Origin of the sequence: Arthrobacter sp. NEB 688, from assembly GCF_013201035.1 — a bacterium.
Lineage (GTDB): Bacteria > Actinomycetota > Actinomycetes > Actinomycetales > Dermatophilaceae > Phycicoccus.
Window position 1 is genome coordinate 1,128,966 of the sequence record NZ_CP053707.1, and the last position, 24,294, is coordinate 1,153,259.

Here is a 24,294-nt window from a genome sequence, read left to right on the forward strand (position 1 = left end):
ACCCGATACGGGCGCGCCTCACCCCGGAACCGTTCCGGGGTGAGGCGCAGCGGTATCGGGTGACCCGATACGCGTGGGATTCGTGGTGCTCGGGGGACTCAGGGGCTGGGGGGGGGGGGGGGCTCGGGGCTCCGGGGTCAGGCGGTCGCGGGGGACGGGGCCGCGGCCGGCGCGGGCGCGGTGGGGGTCGCCCGGGTGAGCAGCGGACGACCGAAGAGGGCGAGCAGCATGGCGAGCACACCCGCCGAGACGGTGACGGTGAAGGCGCCGGTGTGCCCGTGGACGTCGGCGACCCGGCCCGCGACCGCCGACCCGATCGCGTAGCCGAGCCCGGTCGTCGACGCGAGCAGCGTCATCGCCGTCCCGATGCGCGCCGGCGGCACCGCCCGCTCGCCGAGCATGAAGACGCTGATCATGTACGGCGCGATGACGAAGCCGAGGACGAGGACGACGAGGAACAGGCGCGGCACCGAGTCGGTGAGCAGCAGCGGGGCGCTGAGCACGGCGAGGCCGGTCGCGGCGACGAGCACCCGCGACGGGACGGTGAAGCGCGCCGGGAGGCCCGCGACCGCGAGGCCCGCGATGACCGACCCGATGCCGAGCGTCGCGTGGACGAGCCCGGCGAGCCCCGGCTGGCCGGCGAGCGTCGTCAGCACGGTCGTGCCCGTCTGCACCGACCCGAAGACGACGCCGATGAGGAGCTGCGCGAGCAGGAGCACGACGAACGTCGCGGTGACGAGCCGGCCGGCGCCCTCGGCCGACGGCCGGTGCGCGAGGGTGAGGGCGGCGGTGTGGTGTACCGCGAACGCCGTGCCGAAGCCGAGCAGCAGGACCGCCGCGACGACGAGCGCCACCGACGGGCTGGCGAGCACCGCGAGGACGCCGATGAGGGCCGGGCCCATGACGAAGGACGCCTCGTCGGCGGCGCCCTCGTACGAGAAGGCGGTCTCCATCAGGCGCGGCTGCTGCGAGCCCTGGTGGCGGGTCAGCGGGCGCCAGCGCACGCGGGCCAGCGGGCCGACCTGCGGCATGAGCAGCCCGGCGAGCGCGGCCGAGGCGATGACGAGCCCGGAGGCCGCCCCGCCGTGGGCGAGCCCGACGAGCAGGAGCAGCCCGGCGCCGCCGGCGAGGGACTGCACGAGGACGACCGGCCGCTGGCCGATCCGGTCGGCGAGCGAGCCGGCGAACGGCGCACCGACGGCGTTGGCGACGGCGAGCCCGCCGGCCGCGGCGCCGCCGAGCCCGTAGGAGCCGGTCGTGCCGGAGACGAGGAGGAGGGTGCCCATCTGGCTCATCGCGAGGGGCAGCCGCCCGACGAACGCGACGAGGACGTAGAGGGGGCCGGCGAGCGAGAACAGGCGCCGGTAGCTGGCGATCGGTGACACGGGGTCTCTGCCTTCGAGGGGTCCTGCGCCCGGGTAGGGCGGAGCGAGTGTGCGCCGAACCCGCCTCCAACGGCGCACGAGGACCCTGTGCAACGCACGATTCTACCGCCTCGACGACGATGCCCCCGCCCGTCGTCGTGGGGCGCGGGCGGGGGCATCCCCCTGCCAGGGGTCCGGGGGTCAGGTCGAGCGGCGGGTGACCTGCGGGGCCCGGCGGATGCCCGCCGCGGCGAGGAGGGCCGCGACGACGGGGACGAGCAGCCCGACCGTCGCGAGGTCGGCCCACGGGATGACGAGGACGCTCTGGCCGTCGCGCGAGGCCTGGGTCAGCGGGTCCCAGCCGGAGGCGGTGAGCGGCCGGGCGATCGCGATGCCCGGCACGAGGCCGACCGCGACGCCGAGGACGCAGCCGACGGCGGCGAGGACGAACGCCTCCGCGGCCGCCATGACCCGGCGGGTGCCCCGGGTGGCCCCGAGCGCGGCGAGCGTCGCCTGGTCGGTCTGCTGCTCGGCGAGGGTCAGGGCCGTCGAGGTGAGGACGACGACGAGGATGAGCAGGGCGAAGACCCCGAGCAGGACGGCGACGACGACGCGGTCCTCGCGCTGGAAGCCGTCCTCGCGCTGCACGCCGACCTCGTCGCCGAGCCGCTCCGAGAGCGCGTCGACCGTCGCGTCGGGCACCGCGCGGCCGTCGGCCTCGCGGACGGTCCACGACGGCGTCGTCGTGTCCCAGCCCTGCGTGAGCGGGGTGCCCGCGGCGACGACCATCGAGGCCCCGAGCACCCGGCCGGCGGAGTCCCGGGTCAGCGGGAGGCGGACCGCGGGGACCTGCGCGTCGGAGGTCACCCGCACCCGCGGCGCCTCGATCACCTCGGCCTGCGGGTCGACGCGGTAGGTGCCCTGGACGACTCGGACGGTGTCGCCGGTGCCGTCCCGGTCGCCGAGCAGGACGACCGCGCCCTGCCGGACCCGCTCGGCCGCGGCGCCGCTCAGGCCGGTGCGTCGCACGAGCTCGTCGGCGGGCAGCGCGAGGACGACGCCCGAGCCGTTGGCCAGGGAGCCGGCGACGGAGCACTGGAGGCCCTTGGCCGAGCTGCTGAGCCAGCCGAGGGTGTCGGCGACCTCGCACCCGGCCGGGACGACGCTGACGAACCGCGCGTCGTACGGCTCGGTCGGCGGGACCTCCTGCATCTGCTGGGTGTCCCCGACGTAGACCGGGTTCGGCGTGACGACGGCGCCCGGCGCGGCGGAGCGAAGGGCCTCGGCGGTCAGCGGCACCTCGCTGAACGGGCTGACGACGACCTCGCCGGGGATCGTGACGGGCAGGTACTCCGCCCGGCGCTGCTCGGTGTCGCTCTCGAGGCCGGTGAGGCCGAAGGTCAGGCCCGCGACGACCGCGAGCACCGCGGCGACCGACGGCGCGCTCCGGGCGCGGTGCCGCGCGAGGTCGCGGGCGGCCATCCGCAGCGACGTCGGCAGGTGGGTCCCGAGCCGGCCGACGCCGGCGAGGGCGACCGGCACGAGGAGCAGCGAGCCGACGATGAGGACGAAGGCCCCGACGACGACGAGGGTCTCGCCCGAGCCGACGAAGAGGTTCCCGGTCATGCCGGAGAGGTCGACCACGCCGGTGCCGCCGAGAGTGAGCGCGCCGCCGACGGCCGTCAGCACGACGCCGATGCCGAGGACGACGAGGCTCGGCCGCGGCGAGACGCTCTGGCCGCGCATGACCCCGACGATGTCGAGCCGGCCGAGGCGGCGGGCCGGGACGAGGGCGGCGACGAAGGTCGACGCGACGGCGCAGAGGGCGACGCCGGCGAGCATCCCCCAGCGGACGTCGAACGGTCCGCCGAAGGGCGGGTAGGCCTGGTCCGCCGTGGCGGCACGCACGAGCCACGCCCCGAGGACGCCGAGCCCGACGCCCGAGACGGCGCTGACCGCGCCGAGGACGAGGGCCTGCGCGAGCACCGTCCGGCGCAGGACCGGGGTGTGGGCGCCGTTGCTCGCCGCGAGGGCGAGGGTGCGCCGCTGCCGGGTGGCGCTCACCGCGAAGGCCGGGCCGACGAGGAGGGTCGTCGAGACGAGGAGCATGACGGCGGCGAGGCCGACCATGAGGCCCGTCCGCTGCGACTCGTCGCCCGCCTGCGCCTGCAGCTCGACGGGGTACGCGCTCGCGGCCGGCGGGTTCTGCAGGGCGTCGGCCGAGGTGACGCGGAAGCCGTACTCGCCCAGGGTGCGGACCTCGGGCCAGGTGACGGGGTCGGTGCCGAGGACGATCCAGCCGCCGTTGCCGACCGAGCGGGCCGGCACGAGCGGTGCGGCGGTGACGAGGGCGGGCTGCGAGTAGAGGTCCTGGGCGCGGGCCACCCCGACGACGGTGACCGTGCGGGTCTGGCCCTCGACGGTGAGCTCGAACGAGCCCCGGCCGGGCACACCGCGGTCGATGGCCACGGGGGTGACGAGCACCTCGGCCGGGGTCGCCGGGTCGGTGGAGGGGGCGGCCGGCCAGCGGCCGCTCGTCAGCTCGAGCTTCTCGCCGAGGCCGACCGACCCGTCGAGGGACAGGCCGTCGAGGGAGAGGCGGCGCTCGCCGAGCGTGGTGCGCGCCGACCACCGCTCGAAGGGCGTGACCGGCGACCCGACGAGCCGCGCGACGGCGTCCTCGTTGGCGAAGATCGACGCCTCGCGGTCGAAGCCGGGGACGGGCTGCGCGTCCTGCTCGACCGACGAGAAGCCGGCGCTCGGGTCGGGCAGCTGCACGGTCCGGGCGGTGTCTGGCCACTCGAGCAGCGCCTGGCCGGTGCCCATCGTCTGCGGGATGCGCTCGGCGCCCGTCACGTCGGAGGTGTAGGCGAGCGTGACGACCGTGGAGAGCAGGAGCGTCGGCAGGAGCACCATGACGACGACGAGCGCGCTGCGGCCGCGGTGGCGGCGCACGTCGCGCCGGGCCATCCGCAGGGCGACCGCCCACGACGAGCGCCACTGGGCGAACCGCCCGTGCTCGGCGGGCTCGGGGGCGGGCGAACCGGACCCGTCGGTCGCGGGGCGCGAGGGGGCCAGGGTGCTCATCGTCCGCCGCCCGAGGTCAGCAGGTCCTCCGCGACGTCGGCGCCACCCGTCGAGTCGACGACCCGGCCGTCGCGCAGGAAGACGACCCGGTCGGCCCACGCCGCGTGCCGCGCCTCGTGGGTGACGAGCAGGCCGGCGACGCCGTCGTCGCAGCGCTCGCGCAGGACGCGCAGCACCTCTTCGCCGGTGTGGCTGTCGAGGGCGCCGGTCGGCTCGTCGGCGAGGACGAAGCGCCGGCTGCCGACGAGGGCCCGCGCGATGGCGACGCGCTGCTGCTGGCCGCCGGACATCTGGTCGGGGTAGCGGTCCGAGAGCCCCATGAGGTCCATGAGGTCGAGGGTGCGGCGGGCCTGACGGCGGGCCTGCCGGGCGCGGACGCCGTCGAGCTCGAGCGGGAGCGCGACGTTCTCGGCGGCGGTGAGGCTCGGGATGAGGTTGTAGTCCTGGAAGACGAAGCCCATGCGGCGCCGGCGCAGCTTCGCGAGGTCGCGCGCCGCGAGGGAGCCGAGCTCCTCGCCGCCGATGCTCACGGTGCCGGAGGAGGGGCGGTCCAGGCCCCCGGCGACGTTGAGCAGGGTCGACTTGCCCGAGCCGCTCGGTCCCATGACGGCGACGAGCTCGCCGGGGTGGATGTCGAGCGAGACGTGGTCGAGCGCGACGACGCGCGTCTCGGCCTCGCCGTGGACGCGGGTGACGTCGGAGATGACGACGTGCGGTGCGGTCATGCGTGGGTCCCCTCCCGGTGGGCCGGCGCGTCGCCGGCGGTGTCGTGCGCGGCGCGGCGGGAGCCGGCCGGGGTCCTGCGGGCGTGGCGGGAGAGCGTGGACTCGACGTGGTCGAGCCAGCGCACCTCCGCCTCCGCGGCGAAGACGAGGTGCTCGAGGACGAGCAGCCAGGGCAGCCCCTGCTCGCCGTCCTGCTCGCCCTCGCCCGTCCCCTCCGCCCGGTCGAGCGCGCCGCGCTTGAGGCGCGTCAGGTCGCGCAGGTGGCGCAGCGTCGCGGTGCGCTGGCCCTGGACGACCGCGGCGACGTCGACCCCCGGTGCGGTGAACGCGAGCGCGAGCTTGATGGTCAGCTCGTCGCGGGGGGTGCTCGTGCGGTCGACCGGGGTGGTCCACCAGGCGTCGAGCTCGGCGTGGCCGGCGGCGGTCAGCCGGTAGGCGATCCGGCCCTCGGCGTCGGCCTCGCCGGCCTGCTCGACGAGGCCGTCGCGGACCAGTCGCTCGATCGTCGTGTAGACCTGCCCGACGTTGAGCGGCCAGGTGCCGCCGGTGCGCTCCTCGAAGTCGCTGCGCAGCCGCGCGCCGTAGGAGTCGCCCTCGGCGAGCAGGGCCATGAGTCCGAGCCGGACCGACATCCGACGCCTCCCTCGTGCTGGTGATACCGGGTATCCCCGGCGTGCTGAGGAGATGTATACCGAGTATCAAGGGGGCGCGTCAAGGACCCGCACCCCGGGCGCGGCGACCGTTCGGGCGCCCGGCCCGACCTCCCGGCGACCACGACCCGACCCGGCAGTGGCGCCGGCGGCGCGCGTCACCGAGGATGGCCGGGCCGTCGCTGCACCGGGCGGCCGGAGCAGCCCGCCGATGACGTGAGGAGACCCGATGCTCGTCCCGATGACCGTGACCGACTTCATCGACCGCGCGAGGACGGTCTACGCCGACCGCGTCGGCGTCGTCGACGAGCCGAGCCAGGTCGCGGACCCGCTGCCGGACCTCACCTACGGCGAGGTCGCGGCCCTCGCCCGCCGGCAGGCCGCGCGGCTCGACGAGCTGGGCATCGAAATCGGCGAGCGGGTGGCGATCGTGTCGCACAACGCCGCCCGGATGCTCGTGTCGTTCTTCGGGGTGTGCGGCTCGGGGCGCGTCCTCGTGCCGGTCAACTTCCGGCTGCGGCCCGACGAGGTCCGCTACATCGTCGAGCACTCGGGCGCCCGCGTCCTGCTCGTCGACCCCGAGGTCGACGCCTCGCTCGCCTCGGTGGAGGCCGAGCACCGCATCGTCCTCGGCGACGACGACGCGCTCTTCGCGCCCGAGGGCGTCGAGCCCCGCGCCTGGGAGCCGGACGAGAACGCGACGGCGACCATCAACTACACCTCGGGCACGACCGCCCGCCCCAAGGGCGTGCAGATCACCCACCGCAACATCTGGACCAACGCGCTGACCTTCGGGCTGCACGCCGGCGTCTCGGACCGCGACGTCTACCTCCACACCCTGCCGATGTTCCACGCCAACGGCTGGGGGATGCCCTTCGTCGCGACCGGGCTCGGCGTGAAGCAGGTCGTCCTGCGCAAGGTCGACGGCGCCGAGATCCTGCGCCGGGTGCGCGACCACGGCGTCACCTACCTCTGCGCGGCGCCGGCCGTCGTCAACGCGGTGCTCGAGGCGGCGCAGTCGTGGGAGGGCGAGGTGCCCGGGCGCGACCGCGTCCGGATCATCGTCGCCGGCGCGCCGCCCCCCACGAAGACCGTCGCCCGGGTCGAGCGCGAGCTCGGCTGGGAGTTCATCCAGATCTACGGCCTGACCGAGACCTCGCCGCTGCTGACCATCAACCGCGGCCGCGCCGAGTGGGACGACCTCACGCCCGAGGAGCGGGCCGAGCGGCTCGTGCGCGCCGGGGCGCCCGCGCTCGGGGTGAGCCTCACCCTCTCGCCCGACCACGAGGTGCTCGCCCGCTCCAACGTCGTCCTCGAGGGCTACTGGGAGCAGCCGGAGGAGTCGGCCCGTGCGCTCGAGGACGGCTGGTTCCACACCGGCGACGGCGGCACCATCGGCGACGACGGCTACCTGACGATCTCGGACCGCAAGAAGGACGTCATCATCACCGGCGGCGAGAACGTGTCGTCGATCGAGGTCGAGGACGTCATCTTCAGCCACCCCGCCGTCACCGAGGTCGCCGTCATCGGGGTGCCCGACGAGAAGTGGGGCGAGACCATCAAGGCGCTCGTCGTGCTCGCGCCGGGGGAGTCGCTCTCCGAGGCCGAGCTCATCGCCTGGTGCAAGGACAAGGCCGCCGGCTACAAGGCGCCGACGTCGGTCGAGTTCCGCGACGAGCTGGCCCGCACGGCCACCGGCAAGCTCCAGAAGTTCAAGCTGCGCGCGCCCTACTGGGAGGGCCGCGACCGCCAGGTCAACTGACCTCTTCTCCGCGCGACCTGCGCGGGTCCGCGTGCGACCGCACCCGGACCCGCGCAGGTCGCCGGGAGAAGAGCCCGGTCGTCACGGGTCGGCGGTCGCCAGGGGCCGACGGGTCGGTGGCCGCGGGTCAGTGGGCGAGGAGCTGCGCGCCGAGGGCCAGCGCGCCCGGCAGCGCCTGGACGAGCAGGATGCGCCGGCTCGCGGTGGCCGCCCCGTAGAGCCCGGCGACGACCACGCAGGCCAGCCCGAAGACCGCGAACGCGAACCGGTGGTCGGCCGGCCCGACGAGGCCGAGGACGAGCGCCGCGACGAGGAAGCCGTTGTAGAGGCCCTGGTTGGCCCCGAGCGTCTTCGTCTGCTCGGCGAACTCGGGGGTCAGGCCGAAGGCCGCGCGCCCGCGGGGGTGGGTCCACAGCGCCATCTCGAGGACGACGATGTAGACGTGGATCGCGGCGACGAGCGCCGTGAGGAGCGTGGCGGTCAGCTGCATCCGCGATGTCTACCGCACTCCGGCCGCCGCGCGCTCGCCCCGAGCGCCCGGCGGCCGGCCCGGTGGTCGGCCGGCGGTCAGCCGACGGTGAGGAGGATCTTGCCGATGTGCCCGCTCTCCTCGAGCTCGCGGTGGGCGTCGGCCGCGGCCTCGAGCGGGTGGCGGGAGTGGACGATCGGGCGCACGGTGCCGGCCTCGACGAGCGGCCAGACGTGCTCGCGCACGGCGGCGACGACGGCCGCCTTCTCGGCGTGCGGGCGGGCGCGCAGCGAGGTCGCGATGACGGCCGCGCGCTTGGCGAGGAGCTTCCCGAGGTCGAGCTCGCCGACGCGGCCGCCCTGGAGGCCGATGACGACGAGCCGGCCGTTCGCGGCGAGGACGTCGACGTTGCGGCCGAGGTACTTCGCGCCCATGTTGTCGAGGACGACGTCGGCGCCGTGGCCGTCGGTGGCCTCGCGGACGCGCTCGACGAAGTCCTCGTCGCGGTAGTTCACGAGCACGTCGGCGCCGAGCGCACGGCAGGCGTCGAGCTTGGCGGCGGAGCCGGCGGTGACGGCGACGCGGGCGCCGACGGCCTTGGCCAGCTGGATGGCCATCGTGCCGATGCCGGAGGAGCCGCCGTGGACGAGGAAGACCTCGCCGGGCTGGAGGTTCGCGGTGAGGAAGACGTTGGACCAGACGGTGCACGCGACCTCGGGCAGGGCCGCGGCGTCCTCGAGCGCGACCCCGGCCGGCACCGGCAGCAGCTGCCCGGCCGGCACCCGGACGAGCTCGGCGTACCCGCCACCGGCGAGCAGCGCGCAGACCTCGTCGCCGACCGACCAGCCCTCGACGCCCTCGCCGAGCGCCTCGACGACCCCGCTCACCTCGAGCCCGGGGACCTCGGACTCGCCGGGCGGCGGCGGGTAGTGGCCCTGGCGCTGCATCGAGTCGGCGCGGTTGACGCCCGCCGCGACGACGCGGACGAGCACTTCACCGGCGCGCGGCTCGGGCGCCGGCACGTCGGAGACGACGAGGGCCTCGGGCCCTCCGGGGGTGGGGACGGTGATGGCACGCATCCCCCGAGGCTATGCCCGCGGACCGGGGCGCGGGCGCCCCACCCGCGCGGCGAGCGACGCGGCGGTGCGACGGACGGCGGCGACGAGGCGGTCGCGCTCGGCCTCGTCGACGTCACCCTGCGGGTAGGTGACCGCGACGGCGGCCACGGGGTAGTCGTTGGCGTCGAGCACGGCGAAGGCCACCGACCCCAGTCCCGGTGTCACGAGGCCGTCCTCGAGCGCGTACCCGCGCTGGCGCACCTGCTGCAGCCACGAGCGCAGCTGGGTCGTCGACGCCGGCCCGCGCCCGTCGCGCTGCACGAGCGCGGTGCGGTCGGGGTAGAGGGCGCGCACCTGGGCGGCCGGCAGGGCCGCGAGCATCGCCTGGCCGGTCGCGGTGAGCGGGGCCGGCAGCCGGACTCCGACGTCGGTGACGAGCAGCGGCCGTCCGGGGGCTCGTTGCTCGACGACGTAGAGGACGTCGCCGCCGTGCAGCACCGCGAGGTGGGCGTTGTGGCCGCACGCGTCGACGAGGCGGTCCATCGGCCCGCGGGCCATCCGCTCGAGCGGGGCCTGTCGCTGGTAGGCCGACCCGAGCTCGTAGGCGGCCAGGCCGAGCCCGTAGCGGCGCTCGTCGGGCAGGTGGCGGACGTAGCCGCGCTCGGTGAGGACGGCGAGCAGGTGGTAGACGCTCGAGCGGGGCAGCCCGAGGTCGCGGGCGATGGCGGCGGCGGGCACCGGCTCGCCGCGGCGCGCGATGAGGCCGAGGACGTCGAGGGCGTGGCCGGCCGCCGGGGCGTTCGCCATGGCGGCAGTCTGGCACCACGGGTGCTCCCCGCGCGCGGTCCCCGGGCGGCCCGGGAGCCGTGCCGTGCGCTCAGCCCGCCCCGGCCCACTCGTAGAGGCGCTCCGGGCGGCCGGTGGAGCCGTACCGCAGCCGGACGACCGCCTCCGACCGCGACGCGAAGTGCTCGAGGTAGCGACGGGCGCTGACCCGCGAGACGCCGATGACCTCCGCGACGTCCGACGCCGACAGCGGCGTGGACGCCTCGCGCAGGGCGCCCTGGACGAGCCGGGCGGTCTCGGGGCTCAGGCCCTTGGGCAGCCCCGACGGCCCGCTGCGGGAGGCGTTGCGCGACAGCGCCCGGTCGATGTCCGACTGGTCGGTGACCTCGGCCCGGGCGAGCGCGGCGCGCTGGGCCTCGTAGCGACGCAGGCGGTCCTCGAGGTCGGCGAACCCGAACGGCTTGAGGAGGTAGTCGGCGACGCCGAGGCGGATGGCGGCGCGCACCGCGTCGCTCTCCTTGGCCGCGGTGATGACGATGGCGTCGCACGGGTGCTCGCCGGTGTGGACGTCGGCCAGCAGGTCGAGGCCGAAGCGGTCGGGCAGGTAGAGGTCGAGCAGGAGCAGGTCGGGCGCGAGCTCCTCGACCGCGGCGAGGGCCTCGGCACCGGAGTGCGCGACACCGACCACCTCGAACCCCGTGACGCGCTGCACGAAGCCGACGTGGATGCGCGCCACCATGAAGTCGTCGTCGACGACGAGGACCCGGATCACGGCCGGACCTCCTGCGGCGCACCGGCATCCGTGGTGCTCGAGGCGTCGGCCCCCTCGGTCTCGTCGGCCTCCGGTGGGTCGACGAAGGTCGTGACCCCCAGGCGGGCCGTGAAGCGCGTCGTGCCGTCGACCCGCTCGACGTCGATCTCGCCGCCGCGCCGCCGGCAGACCAGCCGGGTCAGGGCGAGCCCGACGCCGTGCTCCATCGGGTCGACGCGCTTGGTCGTCACGCCGTGCTCGAACAGGGTGGCGCGCAGGTCGTCCGGCACGCCCGGGCCGGAGTCGTCGACGACGATCTCGACCGTGCTCGCGTCCTGGCGGATGCGCACTCGCACGGACGGCGGTGTCGCAGAACCCCTCGGCGCGTGCTCGAAGGCGTTGTCGACGAGGTTGCCGAGCACCGTCGCCACGTCGGCGGCGTCGTGCGCCTCGAGCCGCTCCAGGCGCGAGTCGTCGGCGATCGTCAGGTCGATGTGCCGCTCGTTGGCCGTCGCCGCCTTGGCCATGAGCAGCGCGGCGATCGTGGGGTCGCCGACGAGCGTCGTGACGACGAGGTCGAGGGCGGTGCGCTGCTCGCTGAGGGCGTCGACGTAGCGGACGACCTCGTCGAGCTCGCCGATCTGGATGAGGCCGCTGATCGTGTGCAGCTGGTTGGCGAACTCGTGTGCCTGCGAACGCAGCACGTGCGCGGTCGAGCGGAACGACCCGATCTCGCGCTCGAGGTCGGCCATCTCGGTGCGGTCGCGCATCGTCGTCACCGTGCCCAGCACGCGGTCGCCGCTGACCACCCGCATCGTGCTCATGACGAGCACCCTCCCACGCCGGATGACGACCTCGTCGCGCGCGGCTGTCACGACGTCGTCCGGGGCGACGCCGGCGCCCTCGCGGGGGTTCTCGCCGACGAGCACCTCCCGCAGGCGCCCCTCGATGCGCAGGTCCGCGACCGACGTGCCGACCGCGTGCTCGGGCAGGTCGAGCAGCCGGCGGGCGACCTCGTTGACGAGCGTGATGCGGTGCTGCGGGTCGAGGGCGATGACCCCCTCGGCGATGCCCCGGAGCATCGCCTCGCGGTGCTCGGCGAGGCCGGCGATCTCGCGCGGCTCCATCCCCCGGGTCTGGCGCTTGATGCGACGGGACAGCAGCCACGACCCGCCGAGGCCGACGACGAGCGCGATCCCGAGGTAGGTCAGCAGGTAGGACGACGTGCCCTGCAACCGTTCCCACGTCGTCGGCGCCTCCTCGGCGACCATGACGGTGCCGAGCAGCTCGCCGGCGCGGGTCGGGGTGGCGGGGTCCTTGTCGTCGTCGTCGCCGCCGAGGACGGGGACCTGCGAGGCGAGGTAGTCGCGGCCGTCGACGGTCAGCGTCCCCGACCAGCTGCCGCCCCGCGCCACCCGCGGGTCGCCGAGGGGGAGCCGCCGCTCCTCGAGCGAGGGGTCGGTCGAGACGCGGACGTCGAGGTCGGGCTCGGCGAAGGTCACCGACGTGACGTTCGCCTGGGCGACGGTGCCGAGGGCCAGCGTCGCGAGGCCGGTGCGGCTCTCGGGCTGGTCGAGGTTGGCGCGCACGAGCGGGTTGGACGCGAGCTGCTCGCCGAGGGCCGACACGCGGCGTCCCTCGGTGCGCTCGAACGTGGCCGCCGACTGCGCGAGCGAGACCGCCGCGACCGCCACGAGGACGACGACGATGATCGCGAGCTGGAGCGCGAAGAGCTGCCCGGCGAGGGTCGCCCGGCGTCGTCGGCGCGTGACCACTATGTACTCAACCTCCGTTGCGGACGAAAGCGCGACAGGCTCCACACCGGTCGCCCACGATCATCGCGTTCCACTCCACCACAGGAAAGGGATCTCGACGATGAGACTCCACCGCATCGCGCTCGGCGCGATCGTCGCGGCCACGCTGGCCCTCACCGGCTGCGGAGCCACGAAGGACCAGGGCAGCGGGGGTGCGGCCTCCTCTGCTGGTGGCGCCCCGGCGACCGGCCTCCAGTACATGGTCCCGAACAGCCCCGGCGGAGGGTACGACACGACCGCCCGCACCGCGGCCCAGGTGATGGAGAAGGAGAACATCACCGGCAGCGTCCAGGTCTTCAACCTCCCGGGCGCCGGCGGCACCGTCGGCCTCCAGCGGATCGTCAACGAGAAGGGCAACGGCAAGCTCGCCATGCAGATGGGCCTCGGCGTCGTCGGCGCCGCGTACACCCAGAAGTCGCAGGCCAAGCTGTCGGAGACCACCCCGATCGCCAAGCTCATCGAGGAGGCCGGCGCGATCGTCGTGCCCAAGGACTCCCCGTACCAGGACATCACCTCGCTCGTCGCGGCGTGGAAGGCGGACCCGAAGTCCCTCGCCGTCGGCGGCGGCTCCTCGCCGGGCGGCCCGGACCACCTCCTGCCGATGCAGCTCGCCCAGGCGGCCGGCATCGACCCGAAGACCGTCAGCTACGTCAGCTACGACGGCGGCGGCGAGCTCCTCCCCGCGATCCTCGGCAAGAAGATCGCCTTCGGCGCCAGCGGCTTCGGCGAGTTCCTCGACCAGGTCGAGGCCGGCGACGTCAAGATCCTCGCGGTGACCAGCGCCGAGCGCGTCGCGGCCCTCCCGGACGTGCCGACGCTCAAGGAGTCCGGCATCGACCTCGAGTTCACCAACTGGCGCGGCGTCGTCGCCCCTCCCGGCCTCTCCGACGCCGACAAGGCCGTCTGGGTCGACGCCTTCACGAAGATGCACGCCTCGGCCGGCTGGAAGGCCGAGCTCGAGAAGCGCGGCTGGGTCGACGCCTTCGAGACCGGCGACGAGTTCGGGGCCTTCCTCACGGCCCAGGACGCCGAGGTCGCGAAGCTCCTCCAGACGCTCGGCCTGGCCTGACATGAGCACCGAGGCCACCACCGCCCCGGAGGGCACCTCGCCCTCCGGGGCGGGTCCCCTCGGCCGGGTCAGGGACCGCGCACAGCTCGGCCTGTGCGCGGCCCTGGCCGTCGTCGGGGTCGTCGTCGTCGTCGATGCGGCCCGGATCGGCCACGTGACGAGCAGCAACGACCCGATCGGCCCGCGCGCGCTGCCCTTCGTCGTCGGCGGGCTGCTGCTCGTCGTCTCCGTCTTCTACGCCCTCGACGTCCTGCGCGGCGGGGTCGGCGAGGCCGAGGCCGGCGAGGACGTCGAGCTCGGCCAGCGCGCCGACTGGAAGACGGTCGGCCTGCTCGCGGGCGCCTTCGCGCTCAACGCCCTCCTCATCGAGCCGCTCGGCTGGGTCATCAGCGGCGCGCTGCTGTTCGCCCTGTCGGCCTTCGCGCTCGGCAACCGCCACCACGTGCGCGGGCTCGCGATCGGCATCGCGATGTCGCTCGTCACCTTCTACGGCTTCGCCATCGGGCTCGGCGTCAACCTGCCCGCCGGCATCCTCCAGGGGATCCTCTGATGGACAACGTCAACGCCCTGCTCGGCGGCTTCGCCGACGTCATCACGCCGATGAACCTGCTCATCGCGCTCCTCGGGGTCACCGTCGGCACGGCCGTCGGGGTCCTCCCGGGCATCGGGCCGGCGATGACCGTCGCCCTCCTGCTGCCCGTCACCTACGGCCTGCCGGTCGAGCAGTCGCTCATCCTCTTCGGCGGCATCTTCTACGGCGGCATGTACGGCGGCTCGACGACCTCGATCCTGCTCAACACCCCGGGCGAGTCCGCGTCGGTCGTCACGGCCCTCGAGGGCAACAAGATGGCCAAGTCCGGGCGCGCCGCCCAGGCCCTCGCGACCTCGGCGATCGGCTCGTTCGTCGCCGGCACCATCGCCACCGCGGCCATCGTCTTCGTCATGCCGCAGGTCGTCGACTTCGCGATCTCCCTCGGCCCGCCCGAGTTCCTCGCGATCATCCTCGTCGCCTTCGTCGGCACCGCCGCCATCCTCGGCAGCTCGCGGCTGCGGGGCTTCGCGGCCCTGCTCGTCGGCCTGGCCCTCGGCCTCGTGGGCACCGACTTCGTGACCGGCCAGCAGCGGCTGACCTTCGGCAGCCCCTTCCTCGCGGACAACATCGACGTCGTCGTCGTCGCGGTCGGCATCTTCGCCGTCGGCGAGGCGCTCTGGGTCGCGGCGCACCTGCGCCGCAAGGCCGCGACGGTCATCCCCGTCGGCCGCCCGTGGATGTCGAAGCAGGACTGGGGCCGCTCGTGGAAGCCGTGGCTGCGCGGCACCGCGCTGGGCTTCCCGTTCGGGGCCATCCCCGCCGGTGGCGCCGAGATCCCGACCTTCCTCTCCTACCTGACCGAGCGGAAGCTGACCAAGCACCCCGAGGAGTTCGGCAAGGGCGCGATCGAGGGCGTCGCCGGGCCCGAGGCCGCGAACAACGCCTCCGCCGCAGGCACGATGGTGCCGCTGCTCGCCCTCGGCCTGCCGACCAACGCGACCGCGGCCATCATCATCAGCGCGTTCATGTCCTACGGCATCGAGCCCGGGCCGCTGCTGCTCACCAAGGAGCCGGACCTCGTCTGGATGCTCGTCGCGAGCCTCTTCATCGGCAACTTCTTCCTGCTCGTGCTCAACCTGCCGCTCGCGCCCACCTGGGCCAAGCTGCTGCGCATCCCGCGGCCCTACCTCTACGCGGGGATCCTCTTCTTCGCGTCGATGGGCGCCTACGCGGTGCAGGGCCAGCCGTTCGACCTCTACCTCCTGCTCGCCCTCGGCGGGCTCGGGTTCGCGATGCGCCGCTTCGGCCTGCCCGTCCTGCCGCTCATCGTCGGGACGATCCTCACGCCGCTCTTCGAGCGCAACCTGCGCCGGTCGATGCAGATCACCGGTGGCGACGTCTCCGGCCTGATCGGCGGCCCGGTCGCGTGGGTCTGCTACGCGTTCATCACGGCCGTGCTCGTCTGGCCGCTCGTCACGAAGCTGCTGCGCCGCGGGCGTGGTGGCGACGACGGGCCGGACGACGACGGCCCCGCGCACCCCCCCGGCGTCCCCCTCGCCGGTACCGCCCAGTGGCAAGGACCCTCGGCATGACCGTTCTCGTGGGCTACGTCCCCAACGCCCTCGGCGAGGCCACCCTGCGCGCCGGCGTCGAGGAGTCGCGCCGCCGCTCCGAGCCGCTCGTCGTGCTCAACATGTCGCGCGACGACGTCCTCGTCGACGCGCGGCGCGCCCCGGCCGACGACCTGCGACGGGTCGACCGCGACGTGCGCGAGCTCGGCGTCGAGGTCGAGGTCGTCCAGGTCGAGGAGGGCGGTGACGCCGCCGAGGCCCTCGTCGAGGCGGCGACGACGCACCGCGCGTCCGTCCTCGTCATCGGCCTGCGGCACCGCAGCGCCGTCGGCAAGCTCATCCTCGGGTCGGTCGCCCAGCGCGTCCTGCTCGGGGCGCCGTGCCCGGTGCTCGCGGTCAAGGCGGAGTCGTGAGCGGCGTGCCCGAGGTGGCGGTCTCGACCGCGGACCTCTACGACGAGCACGGCGACGCGCTGCAGTCCTGCTCGGTGCAGCTGCGGCACGTCGGCGGCCGGCGGCAGTTCACCGGCCCGGTCGCGACGATCCGGTGCCACCGCGACAACGCGCTCGTCAAGGCCACGCTGGCCACGCCGGGCGAGGGCCGGGTGCTCGTCGTCGACGGCGGCGGCTCGCTGGAGTCGGCGCTCGTCGGTGACCTCATCGCCGGCTCGGCGGTCGCCAACGGCTGGGCCGGGGTCGTCGTCCACGGCGCCGTGCGCGACTCGGTGGCCATCGGCGGCCTGCCCCTCGGGGTGCTGGCGCTCGGCACCAACCCGCGCAAGTCCGCGAAGGACGGCGTCGGCGAGGTCGACGTGGCGGTCGAGTTCGGGGGGGTCGAGTTCGTCCCCGGCGCGACCCTGTGGGCCGACGAGGACGGGGTGCTCGTCACCCGCCCCTGACCCCGACGGCCCGGACCCCCTGCTCCGACCCGGTCGAACGACGAGAACATGCCGCGCGCCCCCGGGGGTGCGCGGCATGTTCTCGTCGTTCGTCTGCAGGCGCGCGACCCGACGACCCGCGACGAGGTGCGGGTCAGGAGTGCGGGTCAGGCGCCGGGGTCGGCGTCGAGGCGCTCGAGGATGCGCCGCAGCGTCGCGCGGTCGGCGGTCGGCAGCCGGGCGAAGGAGGCCTCGGCGGCCTCGCGCCGGGCGGCGTCGACCCGCCCGAGCAGCGAGGCGCCGTCGTCCGTCACGGTGACGACCTGGGCCCGGCGGTCGTCGGGGTCGGGGGAGCGCCGGGCCAGCCCGCGCTCCTCGAGGGCGTCGACGACGTCGGTGACCGAGCGCGGCGCGACGCGCAGGTGCTGCGCGAGCTCGCCGAGGCGCATCGAGCCGTGGTGCCCGAGGACCCTCAGCGCCCGGGCGTGGTGCGGCGCGAGGTCGTAGGGCTCGAAGGCGACCATCCCCCGGCGGCGCAGGTCGCGGGCGACGCGCATCACGAGGTCGCCGAGGTCGAGGTCGGCGGCGGGGCGGTCGTCGCGGGGTCCGTGCACGCGGGGAATGCTAGTGCCGGCTCCTGCGTTGGGCTCATTGTGAGGTAACCTCAGCAATAGTCCCGACCGAGAAGGAGGGGTGCCCGTGACAGCGGCCCCGACCCAGACCCGCCCCCGCCCCGCGGCGCGCCCCGACGCGGGAGGTCGCGGCGGACGCGGCGTCCTCTCCGTCGACCCGCGCGACCGCGCCCGCCTCGAGGAGGCGCCGGTCAGCCTGCGCCGCGTCCTCGCCCTCTTCGCGCCGCACCGTCGCCGCATCGCCGTCGTCGTCGGCATCATCGTCGTGACGAGCATCGTCGGGCTCGCCCAGCCCTTCCTCGTCCGCGAGGTCGTCGACGTCGCCATCCCGCAGCAGGACGTGCGCCTGCTCCTGCTCGCCGTCGGCGCGATGGTCGCCGTCGCCGCCACGACGCAGCTGCTCGGCGTCGTCCAGACCTGGCTCTCGACGCAGGTCGGCCAGCGCGTCATGCACGGCCTGCGCACGACCGTCTTCACCCACCTCCAGCGCCAGTCGCTCGGCTTCTTCACCCGCACCCGGGGCGGCGAGGTCCAGTCGCGCCTGGTCAACGACGTCGGCGGGATGCAGGGCGTCGTCACCTCGACCGCCACGTCCATCGCCTCGAACGTCACGACAGCCGTCGCCACCGCCGTCGCGATGGTGGCCCTCTCGTGGCGCCTGTCGCTGCTCTCGCTCCTCGTCGTGCCGCCCGCGATCTGGCTGACCCGCAAGGTCGCGCTCATGCGCCGCGAGGTCACCGCGCGCCAGCAGCGCCGCCTCGCCGACCTCAACGCGCAGATCGAGGAGGGGCTGTCGGTCTCCGGCATCCGCCTCGCGAAGACCCTCGGCACGACCGCACACTCCGCCCGCCTGTTCGCCGACACCTCCGAGGACCTCGTCGGGCTCGAGCTGCGCTCGCAGCTCGCCGGGCGCTGGCGGATGGCGACGATGCAGGTCGTCTTCGCGGTCATCCCCGCGCTCGTCTACCTCGCGGCCGGGCTGCCGGCGACCTCGGGCGGTATGACGATCGGGACGCTCGTCGCGTTCACGGCGCTGCAGGGCGGCATCTTCCGCCCGCTCATGGGGCTGCTCAACGTCACCGCGCAGTGGGTGGCCTCGATGGCCCTCTTCTCCCGCGTGTTCGAGTACCTCGACCTCGTGCCGGACGTGCCCGCGCCGACGCACCCCGTGCCGATGGACCCCGCACGGGTCGCCGGCCACGTGCGCGTCGAGGGTGCGACCGTGCGCTACCCCGGGTCGGTGCGCGACGCGGTGTCGGGCGTGACGCTCGACGTCCCCGCCGGCTCGACGCTCGCGCTCGTCGGGGCGACCGGCTCGGGCAAGTCGACGCTCGCCGGGCTGCTCGCACGGCTGCTCGACCCCGACACCGGCCGCGTCACCGTCGACGGGGTGGACGTGCGCGACCTCGACCCGGACGTGCTCGCGTCCGTCGTCGGCACCGTCTCGCAGGAGAGCTACCTCGTCCACGCGAGCGTCCGCGACAACCTGCTGCTCGCCCGCCCGGAGGCGACCGAGGCCGAGCTCTGGCGGGCGCTCGGTGCGGCCCAGGTGGCCGACCTCGTCGCGTCGCTGCCCGAGGGGCTCGACACCGTCGTCGGCGCGCGCGGCCACCGGTTCAGCGGCGGCGAGCAGCAGCGGCTGGCCGTCGCCCGGACCATCCTGCGCGACCCGCCGGTGCTCGTCCTCGACGAGGCGACCTCGGCCCTCGACACCGCCACCGAGCGCGCGCTCCAGACGGCGCTCGACGAGCTGGCCCGTGGTCGGACGACGGTGACCATCGCCCACCGGCTCTCGACCGTGCGGCGCGCCGACCGCATCGCGGTGCTCGAGGCCGGGCGGGTCGTCGAGTCCGGCTCGCACGAGGAGCTGCTCGCGCTCGGGGGCCGGTACGCCGCCCTCGTCGCCGCCGCCGAGGGCGCGCCCGTCCCCGCCCCCGCCTGACGCCCGCCCGGTCGCCGGCGCCCGCCGCACGACCCACCGCCAGCCGCCCCCCCTCGTCCCACGCGTCACCCGCGTATCGGGTCACCCGATACGGCCGCGCTCCACCCCGGTTCCGTTCCGGGGTGGGGCGCAGGTTTCTCGGGTCACCCGATACGCGTGGGGCACGCCGGCGCGCCGGCTCGGGGCCCGGCCGGGTCTCGGGTGCGAGACAGGATGGCCCCCCGCGTGGTGGCCGGCAGCGCGCGCCGGCCCTCCAATGGGAGGCATGACCGCCACCTCCGCCGTCCTGCCCGAGCACGTCGTCGTCGGCGCCGGCCCGCTGACGATCGAGCAGGTCGTCGCCGTCGCGCGGCACGGCGCCCGGGTCGTCCTCGACGACGCCGCCGTGGCCGAGGTGCGCCGCACCCGCGGGATCATCCGCGACCTCGCCGACGACACCGTGCCGCACTACGGCATCTCGACCGGGTTCGGCGCGCTCGCGACGCGGCACATCCCCGTCGACCTACGACACCGGTTGCAGCGCAGCCTGATCCGCAGCCACGCGGCGGGCTCCGGCCCCGAGGTCGAGCGCGAGGTCGTCCGCGCCCTCATGCTCCTGCGCGTCGCGACCCTGGCCACCGGGCGCACCGGCATCCGCGAGGAGACGCTGCGCACCTACGCCGGGATGCTCGACGCCGGCATCACCCCGGTCGTCCACGAGTACGGCTCGCTCGGCTGCTCGGGCGACCTCGCGCCGCTGTCGCACTGCGCGCTCGCGCTCATGGGGGAGGGCGAGGTGCGCGACGCCGCCGGGGAGCGGATGCCGGCCGCCGACGCGCTCGCCGCCGCCGGGCTCACCCCCGTCGAGCTCGAGGAGAAGGAGGGGCTCGCGCTCGTCAACGGCACCGACGGGATGCTCGGGATGCTCTGCCTCGCGCTGCACGACCTGCGCGGGCTGCTCGTCGTCGCCGACGTCGCCGCGGCCATGTCGGTCGAGGGGCTGCTCGGCACCGACGACGTCTTCACCGCCGACCTCCACGCGCTGCGACCGCAGCCGGGCCAGGCCGTGTCGGCGGCGAACATCCGGAAGGTCATGGCGCACAGCCCGATCCGCGAGTCGCACCGCACCGAGGAGTGCACGCGCGTCCAGGACGCGTACTCGCTGCGGTGCGCGCCGCAGGTCGCCGGCGGCGCCCGCGACACGCTCGACCACGCCGCCCGCGTCGCCGGGTGGGAGCTCGCGTCCGCGGTCGACAACCCGGTGGTCACCCCGGACGGCCGGGTCGAGTCCAACGGCAACTTCCACGGGGCGCCCGTCGCCTACGTCCTCGACTTCCTCGCGATCGTCGCGGCCGACGTCGCCTCGATGTCCGAGCGGCGCACCGACCGGTTCCTCGACGTCTCGCGCAGCAACGGCCTGCCGCCCTTCCTCGCCGACGACCCCGGCGTCGACAGCGGCCACATGATCGCGCAGTACACCCAGGCGGCCATCGTCTCGGAGATGAAGCGGCTCGCGGCGCCGGCTTCGGTCGACTCCATCCCGTCCTCGGCGATGCAGGAGGACCACGTGTCGATGGGCTGGTCCGGGGCGCGCAAGCTGCGGCGGTCGGTCGACGGCCTCGCGCGGGTGCTGGCCGTCGAGGTGCTGACGGCGGCGCGCGGTCTTCAGCTGCGCGCGCCGCTGCAGCCGGCGCCCGCCAGCGGTGCGGTGGTCGGGGCGCTCGTCGCGGCCGGGGCGTCGGCGCCCGGACCCGACCGCTTCCTCGCGCCCGAGGTCGAGGTCGCGCACGGGCTCGTCGTCGACGGCACCGTCCGCCGCGTCGTCGAGGCGGTCACCGGCCCCCTCGCCTGACCCGCACCCCATCCCCGCACGACCCCTCCCTCACCGCGAACGTGTGTGAACTCGCCGGTGATCCCCGGCGAGTTCACACACGTTCGCGGGAGGACGCGGGGGATGGGTCAGCAGGTGCGGGTGGCGCGGACGACGAGGTCGTCGTGGTGGTGCGCGCCCGACCCGCCGCTGATGCTCCGGGCCCGGCGCTCCGGCCCGACGACGTCCCAGCCGTCGCCGAGCGCCGAGGCGACCCCCGCCGGCGAGAGGAGCAGGTCGGGGTCGAAGCCGTGCTCGAGCGCCCGCTCGCGGTCGACGTCGGCGTGGTGGACGAAGACCATCGTCCCGCCGGGCGCGACGAGCGAGGCCAGCCGCTCGACCGGCGCGGTCTCGAGGTCGAGCGCCGGGTAGAACACCGACACGAGGTCGAACCCGCCCACGGGCAGGTCGGCCTCGACGAGCCCGGCGTGCACCCACTCGACCGACACCCGCGACGCCTCGGCGGCCGCCCGCGCGCGACCCAGGGCCACGCCGGACGGGTCGAGCGCCGTCACCGACCATCCCCGCGTCGCGAGCCACACCGCGTCGGCGCCCTCGCCGCAGCCGACGTCGAGCGCGCGGCCGGGGGCCAGCGTCGCGGCCTCGACGGTCAGCGCGTGGTTCGGTTCCCCGCTCCACACGCGGTCGAGCTCGGCGTAGCGGGCGTCCCAGACCGACTCGTCGTCGCGCAGCGCGTACCCGTGCGCGGGGTCCGGCCCGTCAGCGTCGTGCGGCTCGGGCCTGCCGGGATGCTGCGCCTCGTGCGTCGTCATGCCCCGAGTGTGCTCCGGGAGGTGGTCCCGCGTGGGCATCCCGTTGCCGTTCCGGCAAGCGGCCCGACCGCCGCGAGGGGAGGGAACACGCCGGCGCGCGAGCCGGATGCTCTGCGTGTTCCCTCCTCTCGACGCGGAGCCGCCGCCCGCACGTCTCGCATGCCAGACGCCACCGGCCCTCGCCGCCTCCCGCTCGCGCCACAGCACCGCGACAGTGGGATGACTGCGACGAAGGAGACCCGAGATGGACGGCGCCCGCCCGGTCCGCGCACCCCGCGGCACGACCCTGACCGCCCGCCAGTGGAGCACCGAGGCCCCGCTGCGGATGCTCATGAACAACCTCGACCCCGAGGTGGCCGAGCGGCCGGACGACCTCGTCGTCTACGGCGGCACCGGCCGCGCCGCGCGCGACTGGCGCTCGTTCGACGCGATGGTCCGCACCCTGACCAACCTCAAGGCCGACGAGACGATGCTCGTCCAGAGCGGCCGCCCGGTCGGCGTCATGCAGACCCACGAGTGGGCGCCGCGCGTGCTCATCGCCAACTCCAACCTCGTCGGCGACTGGGCGACGTGGCCGGAGTTCCGCCGCCTCGAGCACCTCGGCCTGACCATGTACGGCCAGATGACGGCCGGCTCGTGGATCTACATCGGCACCCAGGGCATCGTCCAGGGCACCTACGAGACCTTCGCGGCCGTCGCCGAGAAGCGCTTCGGCGGCACGCTGGCCGGCACCCTCACCCTGACGGCCGGCTGCGGCGGGATGGGCGGCGCGCAGCCGCTCGCGGTGACGATGAACGGCGGCGCGTGCTTGGTCGTCGACGTCGACCCCGCCCGCCTGCACCGCCGGGTCGAGCACCGCTACCTCGACGAGGTCGCCCACTCCCTCGACGACGCCGTCGAGCGCGTGCTGCGCGCCAAGGACGAGCGCCGGGCCCTCTCGGTCGGCGTCGAGGGCAACGCGGCCGCGGTCTTCCCCGAGCTGCTGCGCCGCGCTGTGCCGATCGACGTCGTCACCGACCAGACGAGCGCGCACGACCCGCTCTCCTACCTGCCCGAGGGCATCGGCCTCGACGAGTGGGCCGAGTACGCCGAGAAGAAGCCGGAGGAGTTCACCGACCGCGCCCGCGCGTCGATGGCCCGCCACGTCGAGGCGATGGTCGGCTTCCAGGACGCCGGCGCCGAGGTCTTCGACTACGGCAACAGCATCCGCGACGAGGCCCGCCAGGGCGGCTACGACCGGGCGTTCGACTTCCCCGGGTTCGTGCCGGCGTACATCCGCCCGCTGTTCTGCCAGGGCAAGGGCCCCTTCCGCTGGGCGGCCCTGTCGGGCGACCCGAAGGACATCGCGTCCACCGACCGCGCCGTGCTCGACCTCTTCCCCGACGACGACCGCCTGCACCGCTGGATGCGGGGGGCGCAGGAGCGCATCGCCTTCCAGGGCCTGCCGGCGCGCATCTGCTGGCTCGGCCAGGGCGAGCGCGACAAGGCGGGGCTGGCCATCAACGACCTCGTGCGCACCGGCGAGGTCAGCGCCCCGGTCGTCATCGGCCGCGACCACCTCGACACCGGCTCGGTCGCGAGCCCCTACCGCGAGACCGAGTCGATGCTCGACGGCTCCGACGCGATCGCCGACTGGCCGCTGCTCAACGCGCTCGTCAACACCGCGTCGGGCGCGAGCTGGGTCTCCATCCATCACGGCGGCGGGGTCGGCATCGGCCGCTCGCTGCACGCCGGGCAGGTGAGCCTCGCCGACGGCACCGACCTCGCGGCGCAGAAGCTCGAGCGGGTGCTGACCAACGACCCGGCGATGGGTGTCATCCGGCACGTCGACGCGGGCTACGACGAGGCCGAGCAGACCGCCGCGGCGCAGGGCGTCCGCGTCCCGATGCGCGAGTCCTGAGCCCCCGATGCCCACTGATTGCGAGTTCCGCCGCCGACACGCCGGGCGAACGGCGCGCCGAGCGGCGGAACTCGCAATCAGTCGGGTGGGGGCGCGGGGGTCAGCGGGGGGTGACGGGGTCGGTGACGTCCGCGACGTCGGCGTCGAGGACCGCGACGAGCGCGTCGGCCCCGACGGTGGCGGCCACGCCGTGCGCGCCGGCGCCGATCGAGACCGTCCGGCCGGTCAGCGTCGCGTCGGCGACGACGGGCAGCCGGCGCAGCGCCCCGAACGGCGTGATGGTGCCGCGCTCGTAGCCGGTGACGTCGCGCGCCACGTCGGCGGGCGGCATCGAGAGCCGGTTGACCCCGAGGTGCGCCCGCAGCTTGGGCCACGAGATCTCGCGGTCGCCGGGGACGAGCACGAAGAGGTGGTCGTCGTCGCCGCGGCGCACGACGAGCGTCTTGACGATGCCCGACGGCTCGACCCCGCGCAGCCGGGCCGCCTCCTCGAGCGAGCCGACCCGGCCGTGGCTCGTGATGTCGTACGCCATGCCCGACTCGGCGAGGGCGGCGCGTGCGCGGTCGGCTCCGTCATCCATCCGCCCAGCGTAGGACCGGTGACGGGGCGGGCTCGTCTCGGACCCAAGACAATCGGCGTGCACCTCCGCCACCACACCCCGTGCCGAGTTGGTGCAATGGGGT

At 75.0% G+C, this 24,294-nt stretch carries 21 protein-coding genes; 9 read left to right on the forward strand and 12 right to left on the reverse strand.

Annotated features, from left to right (window positions below):
• Positions 1–137: 137 nt before the first annotated feature.
• The 4 genes from HL663_RS05370 to HL663_RS05385 all read right to left on the reverse strand — a co-directional run bounded on the left by HL663_RS05370 (position 138) and on the right by HL663_RS05385 (position 5,808).
• Complete coding sequence (locus HL663_RS05370) at positions 138–1,385, reverse strand: MFS transporter (RefSeq protein ID WP_173027403.1); 1,248 nt, start codon at positions 1,383–1,385, stop codon at positions 138–140.
• Between the two features lie 180 nt (positions 1,386–1,565).
• Positions 1,566–4,451, reverse strand: coding sequence for an ABC transporter permease (locus tag HL663_RS05375; protein ID WP_173027404.1), 2,886 nt, complete (start codon positions 4,449–4,451; stop codon positions 1,566–1,568).
• Complete coding sequence (locus HL663_RS05380) at positions 4,448–5,176, reverse strand: ABC transporter ATP-binding protein (RefSeq protein ID WP_173027405.1); 729 nt, start codon at positions 5,174–5,176, stop codon at positions 4,448–4,450. The genes HL663_RS05375 and HL663_RS05380 overlap by 4 nt, the downstream gene beginning before the upstream one ends.
• Complete coding sequence (locus HL663_RS05385) at positions 5,173–5,808, reverse strand: PadR family transcriptional regulator (RefSeq protein WP_173027406.1); 636 nt, start codon at positions 5,806–5,808, stop codon at positions 5,173–5,175. Before HL663_RS05385 ends, HL663_RS05380 begins: the two co-directional genes overlap by 4 nt.
• 259 nt (positions 5,809–6,067) lie before the next feature.
• Between HL663_RS05385 and HL663_RS05390 the strand changes: the two genes are divergently transcribed.
• Positions 6,068–7,588 (forward strand): AMP-binding protein, encoded by a 1,521-nt coding sequence (locus HL663_RS05390; RefSeq protein WP_286175954.1) that lies wholly within the window; start codon positions 6,068–6,070, stop codon positions 7,586–7,588.
• Between the two features lie 127 nt (positions 7,589–7,715).
• On the opposite strand, the gene HL663_RS05395 is transcribed toward HL663_RS05390, so the two are convergent.
• The 5 genes from HL663_RS05395 to HL663_RS05415 all read right to left on the reverse strand — a co-directional run bounded on the left by HL663_RS05395 (position 7,716) and on the right by HL663_RS05415 (position 12,427).
• Positions 7,716–8,078: a DUF1304 domain-containing protein gene (locus HL663_RS05395; protein WP_173027408.1), complete on the reverse strand. Its 363-nt coding sequence runs from the start codon at positions 8,076–8,078 to the stop codon at positions 7,716–7,718.
• Positions 8,079–8,155: 77 nt separating this feature from the next.
• The gene (locus HL663_RS05400; RefSeq protein ID WP_173027409.1) at positions 8,156–9,136 is read right to left on the reverse strand and encodes an NAD(P)H-quinone oxidoreductase; all 981 of its coding nucleotides are present in this window, start codon (positions 9,134–9,136) and stop codon (positions 8,156–8,158) included.
• A 9-nt stretch (positions 9,137–9,145) separates the two neighbouring features.
• A complete protein-coding gene (locus HL663_RS05405) occupies positions 9,146–9,922 on the reverse strand; it encodes an IclR family transcriptional regulator (protein WP_173027410.1) in 777 nt (258 codons plus the stop codon).
• Positions 9,923–9,992: 70 nt separating this feature from the next.
• Complete coding sequence (locus HL663_RS05410; RefSeq protein ID WP_173027411.1) at positions 9,993–10,673, reverse strand: response regulator; 681 nt, start codon at positions 10,671–10,673, stop codon at positions 9,993–9,995.
• Positions 10,670–12,427 carry a sensor histidine kinase gene (locus HL663_RS05415; RefSeq protein ID WP_286175955.1) on the reverse strand — a complete coding sequence of 586 codons (1,758 nt, stop codon included), beginning with the start codon at positions 12,425–12,427 and terminating at the stop codon, positions 10,670–10,672. The genes HL663_RS05410 and HL663_RS05415 overlap by 4 nt, the downstream gene beginning before the upstream one ends.
• A 100-nt stretch (positions 12,428–12,527) precedes the next feature.
• Here HL663_RS05415 and HL663_RS05420 point away from each other — a divergent pair, with 100 nt between their 5' ends.
• From HL663_RS05420 to rraA, 5 genes are read left to right on the forward strand one after another with little or no spacing between them, the layout of a single operon-like run.
• Positions 12,528–13,535, forward strand: coding sequence for a tripartite tricarboxylate transporter substrate binding protein (locus HL663_RS05420; protein ID WP_173027412.1), 1,008 nt, complete (start codon positions 12,528–12,530; stop codon positions 13,533–13,535).
• 1 nt (position 13,536) lies between these two features.
• Complete coding sequence (locus HL663_RS05425; RefSeq protein WP_173027413.1) at positions 13,537–14,085, forward strand: tripartite tricarboxylate transporter TctB family protein; 549 nt, start codon at positions 13,537–13,539, stop codon at positions 14,083–14,085.
• Complete coding sequence (locus tag HL663_RS05430) at positions 14,085–15,659, forward strand: tripartite tricarboxylate transporter permease (RefSeq protein WP_173027414.1); 1,575 nt, start codon at positions 14,085–14,087, stop codon at positions 15,657–15,659. The genes HL663_RS05425 and HL663_RS05430 overlap by 1 nt, the downstream gene beginning before the upstream one ends.
• Positions 15,656–16,051 carry a universal stress protein gene (locus tag HL663_RS05435; RefSeq protein WP_173027415.1) on the forward strand — a complete coding sequence of 132 codons (396 nt, stop codon included), beginning with the start codon at positions 15,656–15,658 and terminating at the stop codon, positions 16,049–16,051. Before HL663_RS05430 ends, HL663_RS05435 begins: the two co-directional genes overlap by 4 nt.
• A gap of 14 nt (positions 16,052–16,065) precedes the next feature.
• Positions 16,066–16,536, forward strand: a complete 471-nt coding sequence (rraA, locus tag HL663_RS05440; protein ID WP_173030013.1) for a ribonuclease E activity regulator RraA — start codon at positions 16,066–16,068, stop codon at positions 16,534–16,536.
• Between the two features lie 146 nt (positions 16,537–16,682).
• Here rraA and HL663_RS05445 read toward each other — a convergent pair whose 3' ends face one another.
• Positions 16,683–17,129, reverse strand: a complete 447-nt coding sequence (locus tag HL663_RS05445; protein WP_286175957.1) for a MarR family winged helix-turn-helix transcriptional regulator — start codon at positions 17,127–17,129, stop codon at positions 16,683–16,685.
• A gap of 85 nt (positions 17,130–17,214) precedes the next feature.
• On the opposite strand from HL663_RS05445, the gene HL663_RS05450 reads away from it, so the two are divergent.
• Both HL663_RS05450 and hutH read left to right on the forward strand, forming a co-directional pair.
• A complete protein-coding gene (locus tag HL663_RS05450) occupies positions 17,215–19,089 on the forward strand; it encodes an ABC transporter ATP-binding protein (protein WP_173027416.1) in 1,875 nt (624 codons plus the stop codon).
• 265 nt (positions 19,090–19,354) lie between these two features.
• Positions 19,355–20,920, forward strand: coding sequence for a histidine ammonia-lyase (gene hutH, locus HL663_RS05455; RefSeq protein WP_502709041.1), 1,566 nt, complete (start codon positions 19,355–19,357; stop codon positions 20,918–20,920).
• Between the two features lie 107 nt (positions 20,921–21,027).
• Here the strand turns inward: hutH and HL663_RS05460 are convergent, their stop codons facing one another.
• A complete protein-coding gene (locus HL663_RS05460; protein WP_173027418.1) occupies positions 21,028–21,711 on the reverse strand; it encodes a class I SAM-dependent methyltransferase in 684 nt (227 codons plus the stop codon).
• A 244-nt stretch (positions 21,712–21,955) separates the two neighbouring features.
• On the opposite strand from HL663_RS05460, the gene hutU reads away from it, so the two are divergent.
• Positions 21,956–23,611 carry a urocanate hydratase gene (gene hutU, locus HL663_RS05465; protein WP_173027419.1) on the forward strand — a complete coding sequence of 552 codons (1,656 nt, stop codon included), beginning with the start codon at positions 21,956–21,958 and terminating at the stop codon, positions 23,609–23,611.
• Positions 23,612–23,711: 100 nt separating this feature from the next.
• On the opposite strand, the gene HL663_RS05470 is transcribed toward hutU, so the two are convergent.
• Positions 23,712–24,191 (reverse strand): aminoacyl-tRNA deacylase, encoded by a 480-nt coding sequence (locus tag HL663_RS05470; RefSeq protein ID WP_173027420.1) that lies wholly within the window; start codon positions 24,189–24,191, stop codon positions 23,712–23,714.
• Positions 24,192–24,294 lie beyond the last annotated feature (103 nt).

Excerpts from the sequence above, each read along its gene's own strand:
- HL663_RS05375 (WP_173027404.1), bottom strand. The coding sequence starts at position 4,451 with ATGAGCACCCTGGCCCCCTCGCGCCCCGCGACCGACGGGTCCGGTTCG.
- HL663_RS05380 (WP_173027405.1), bottom strand. The coding sequence starts at position 5,176 with ATGACCGCACCGCACGTCGTCATCTCCGACGTCACCCGCGTCCACGGC.
- HL663_RS05385 (WP_173027406.1), bottom strand. The coding sequence starts at position 5,808 with ATGTCGGTCCGGCTCGGACTCATGGCCCTGCTCGCCGAGGGCGACTCC.
- HL663_RS05390 (WP_286175954.1), top strand. The coding sequence starts at position 6,068 with ATGACCGTGACCGACTTCATCGACCGCGCGAGGACGGTCTACGCCGAC.
- HL663_RS05395 (WP_173027408.1), bottom strand. The coding sequence starts at position 8,078 with ATGCAGCTGACCGCCACGCTCCTCACGGCGCTCGTCGCCGCGATCCAC.
- HL663_RS05400 (WP_173027409.1), bottom strand. The coding sequence starts at position 9,136 with ATGCGTGCCATCACCGTCCCCACCCCCGGAGGGCCCGAGGCCCTCGTC.
- HL663_RS05405 (WP_173027410.1), bottom strand. The coding sequence starts at position 9,922 with ATGGCGAACGCCCCGGCGGCCGGCCACGCCCTCGACGTCCTCGGCCTC.
- HL663_RS05420 (WP_173027412.1), top strand. The coding sequence starts at position 12,528 with ATGAGACTCCACCGCATCGCGCTCGGCGCGATCGTCGCGGCCACGCTG.
- HL663_RS05425 (WP_173027413.1), top strand. The coding sequence starts at position 13,537 with ATGAGCACCGAGGCCACCACCGCCCCGGAGGGCACCTCGCCCTCCGGG.
- HL663_RS05430 (WP_173027414.1), top strand. The coding sequence starts at position 14,085 with ATGGACAACGTCAACGCCCTGCTCGGCGGCTTCGCCGACGTCATCACG.
- HL663_RS05435 (WP_173027415.1), top strand. The coding sequence starts at position 15,656 with ATGACCGTTCTCGTGGGCTACGTCCCCAACGCCCTCGGCGAGGCCACC.
- hutH (WP_502709041.1), top strand. The coding sequence starts at position 19,355 with ATGACCGCCACCTCCGCCGTCCTGCCCGAGCACGTCGTCGTCGGCGCC.
- HL663_RS05460 (WP_173027418.1), bottom strand. The coding sequence starts at position 21,711 with ATGACGACGCACGAGGCGCAGCATCCCGGCAGGCCCGAGCCGCACGAC.
- hutU (WP_173027419.1), top strand. The coding sequence starts at position 21,956 with ATGGACGGCGCCCGCCCGGTCCGCGCACCCCGCGGCACGACCCTGACC.
- HL663_RS05470 (WP_173027420.1), bottom strand. The coding sequence starts at position 24,191 with ATGGATGACGGAGCCGACCGCGCACGCGCCGCCCTCGCCGAGTCGGGC.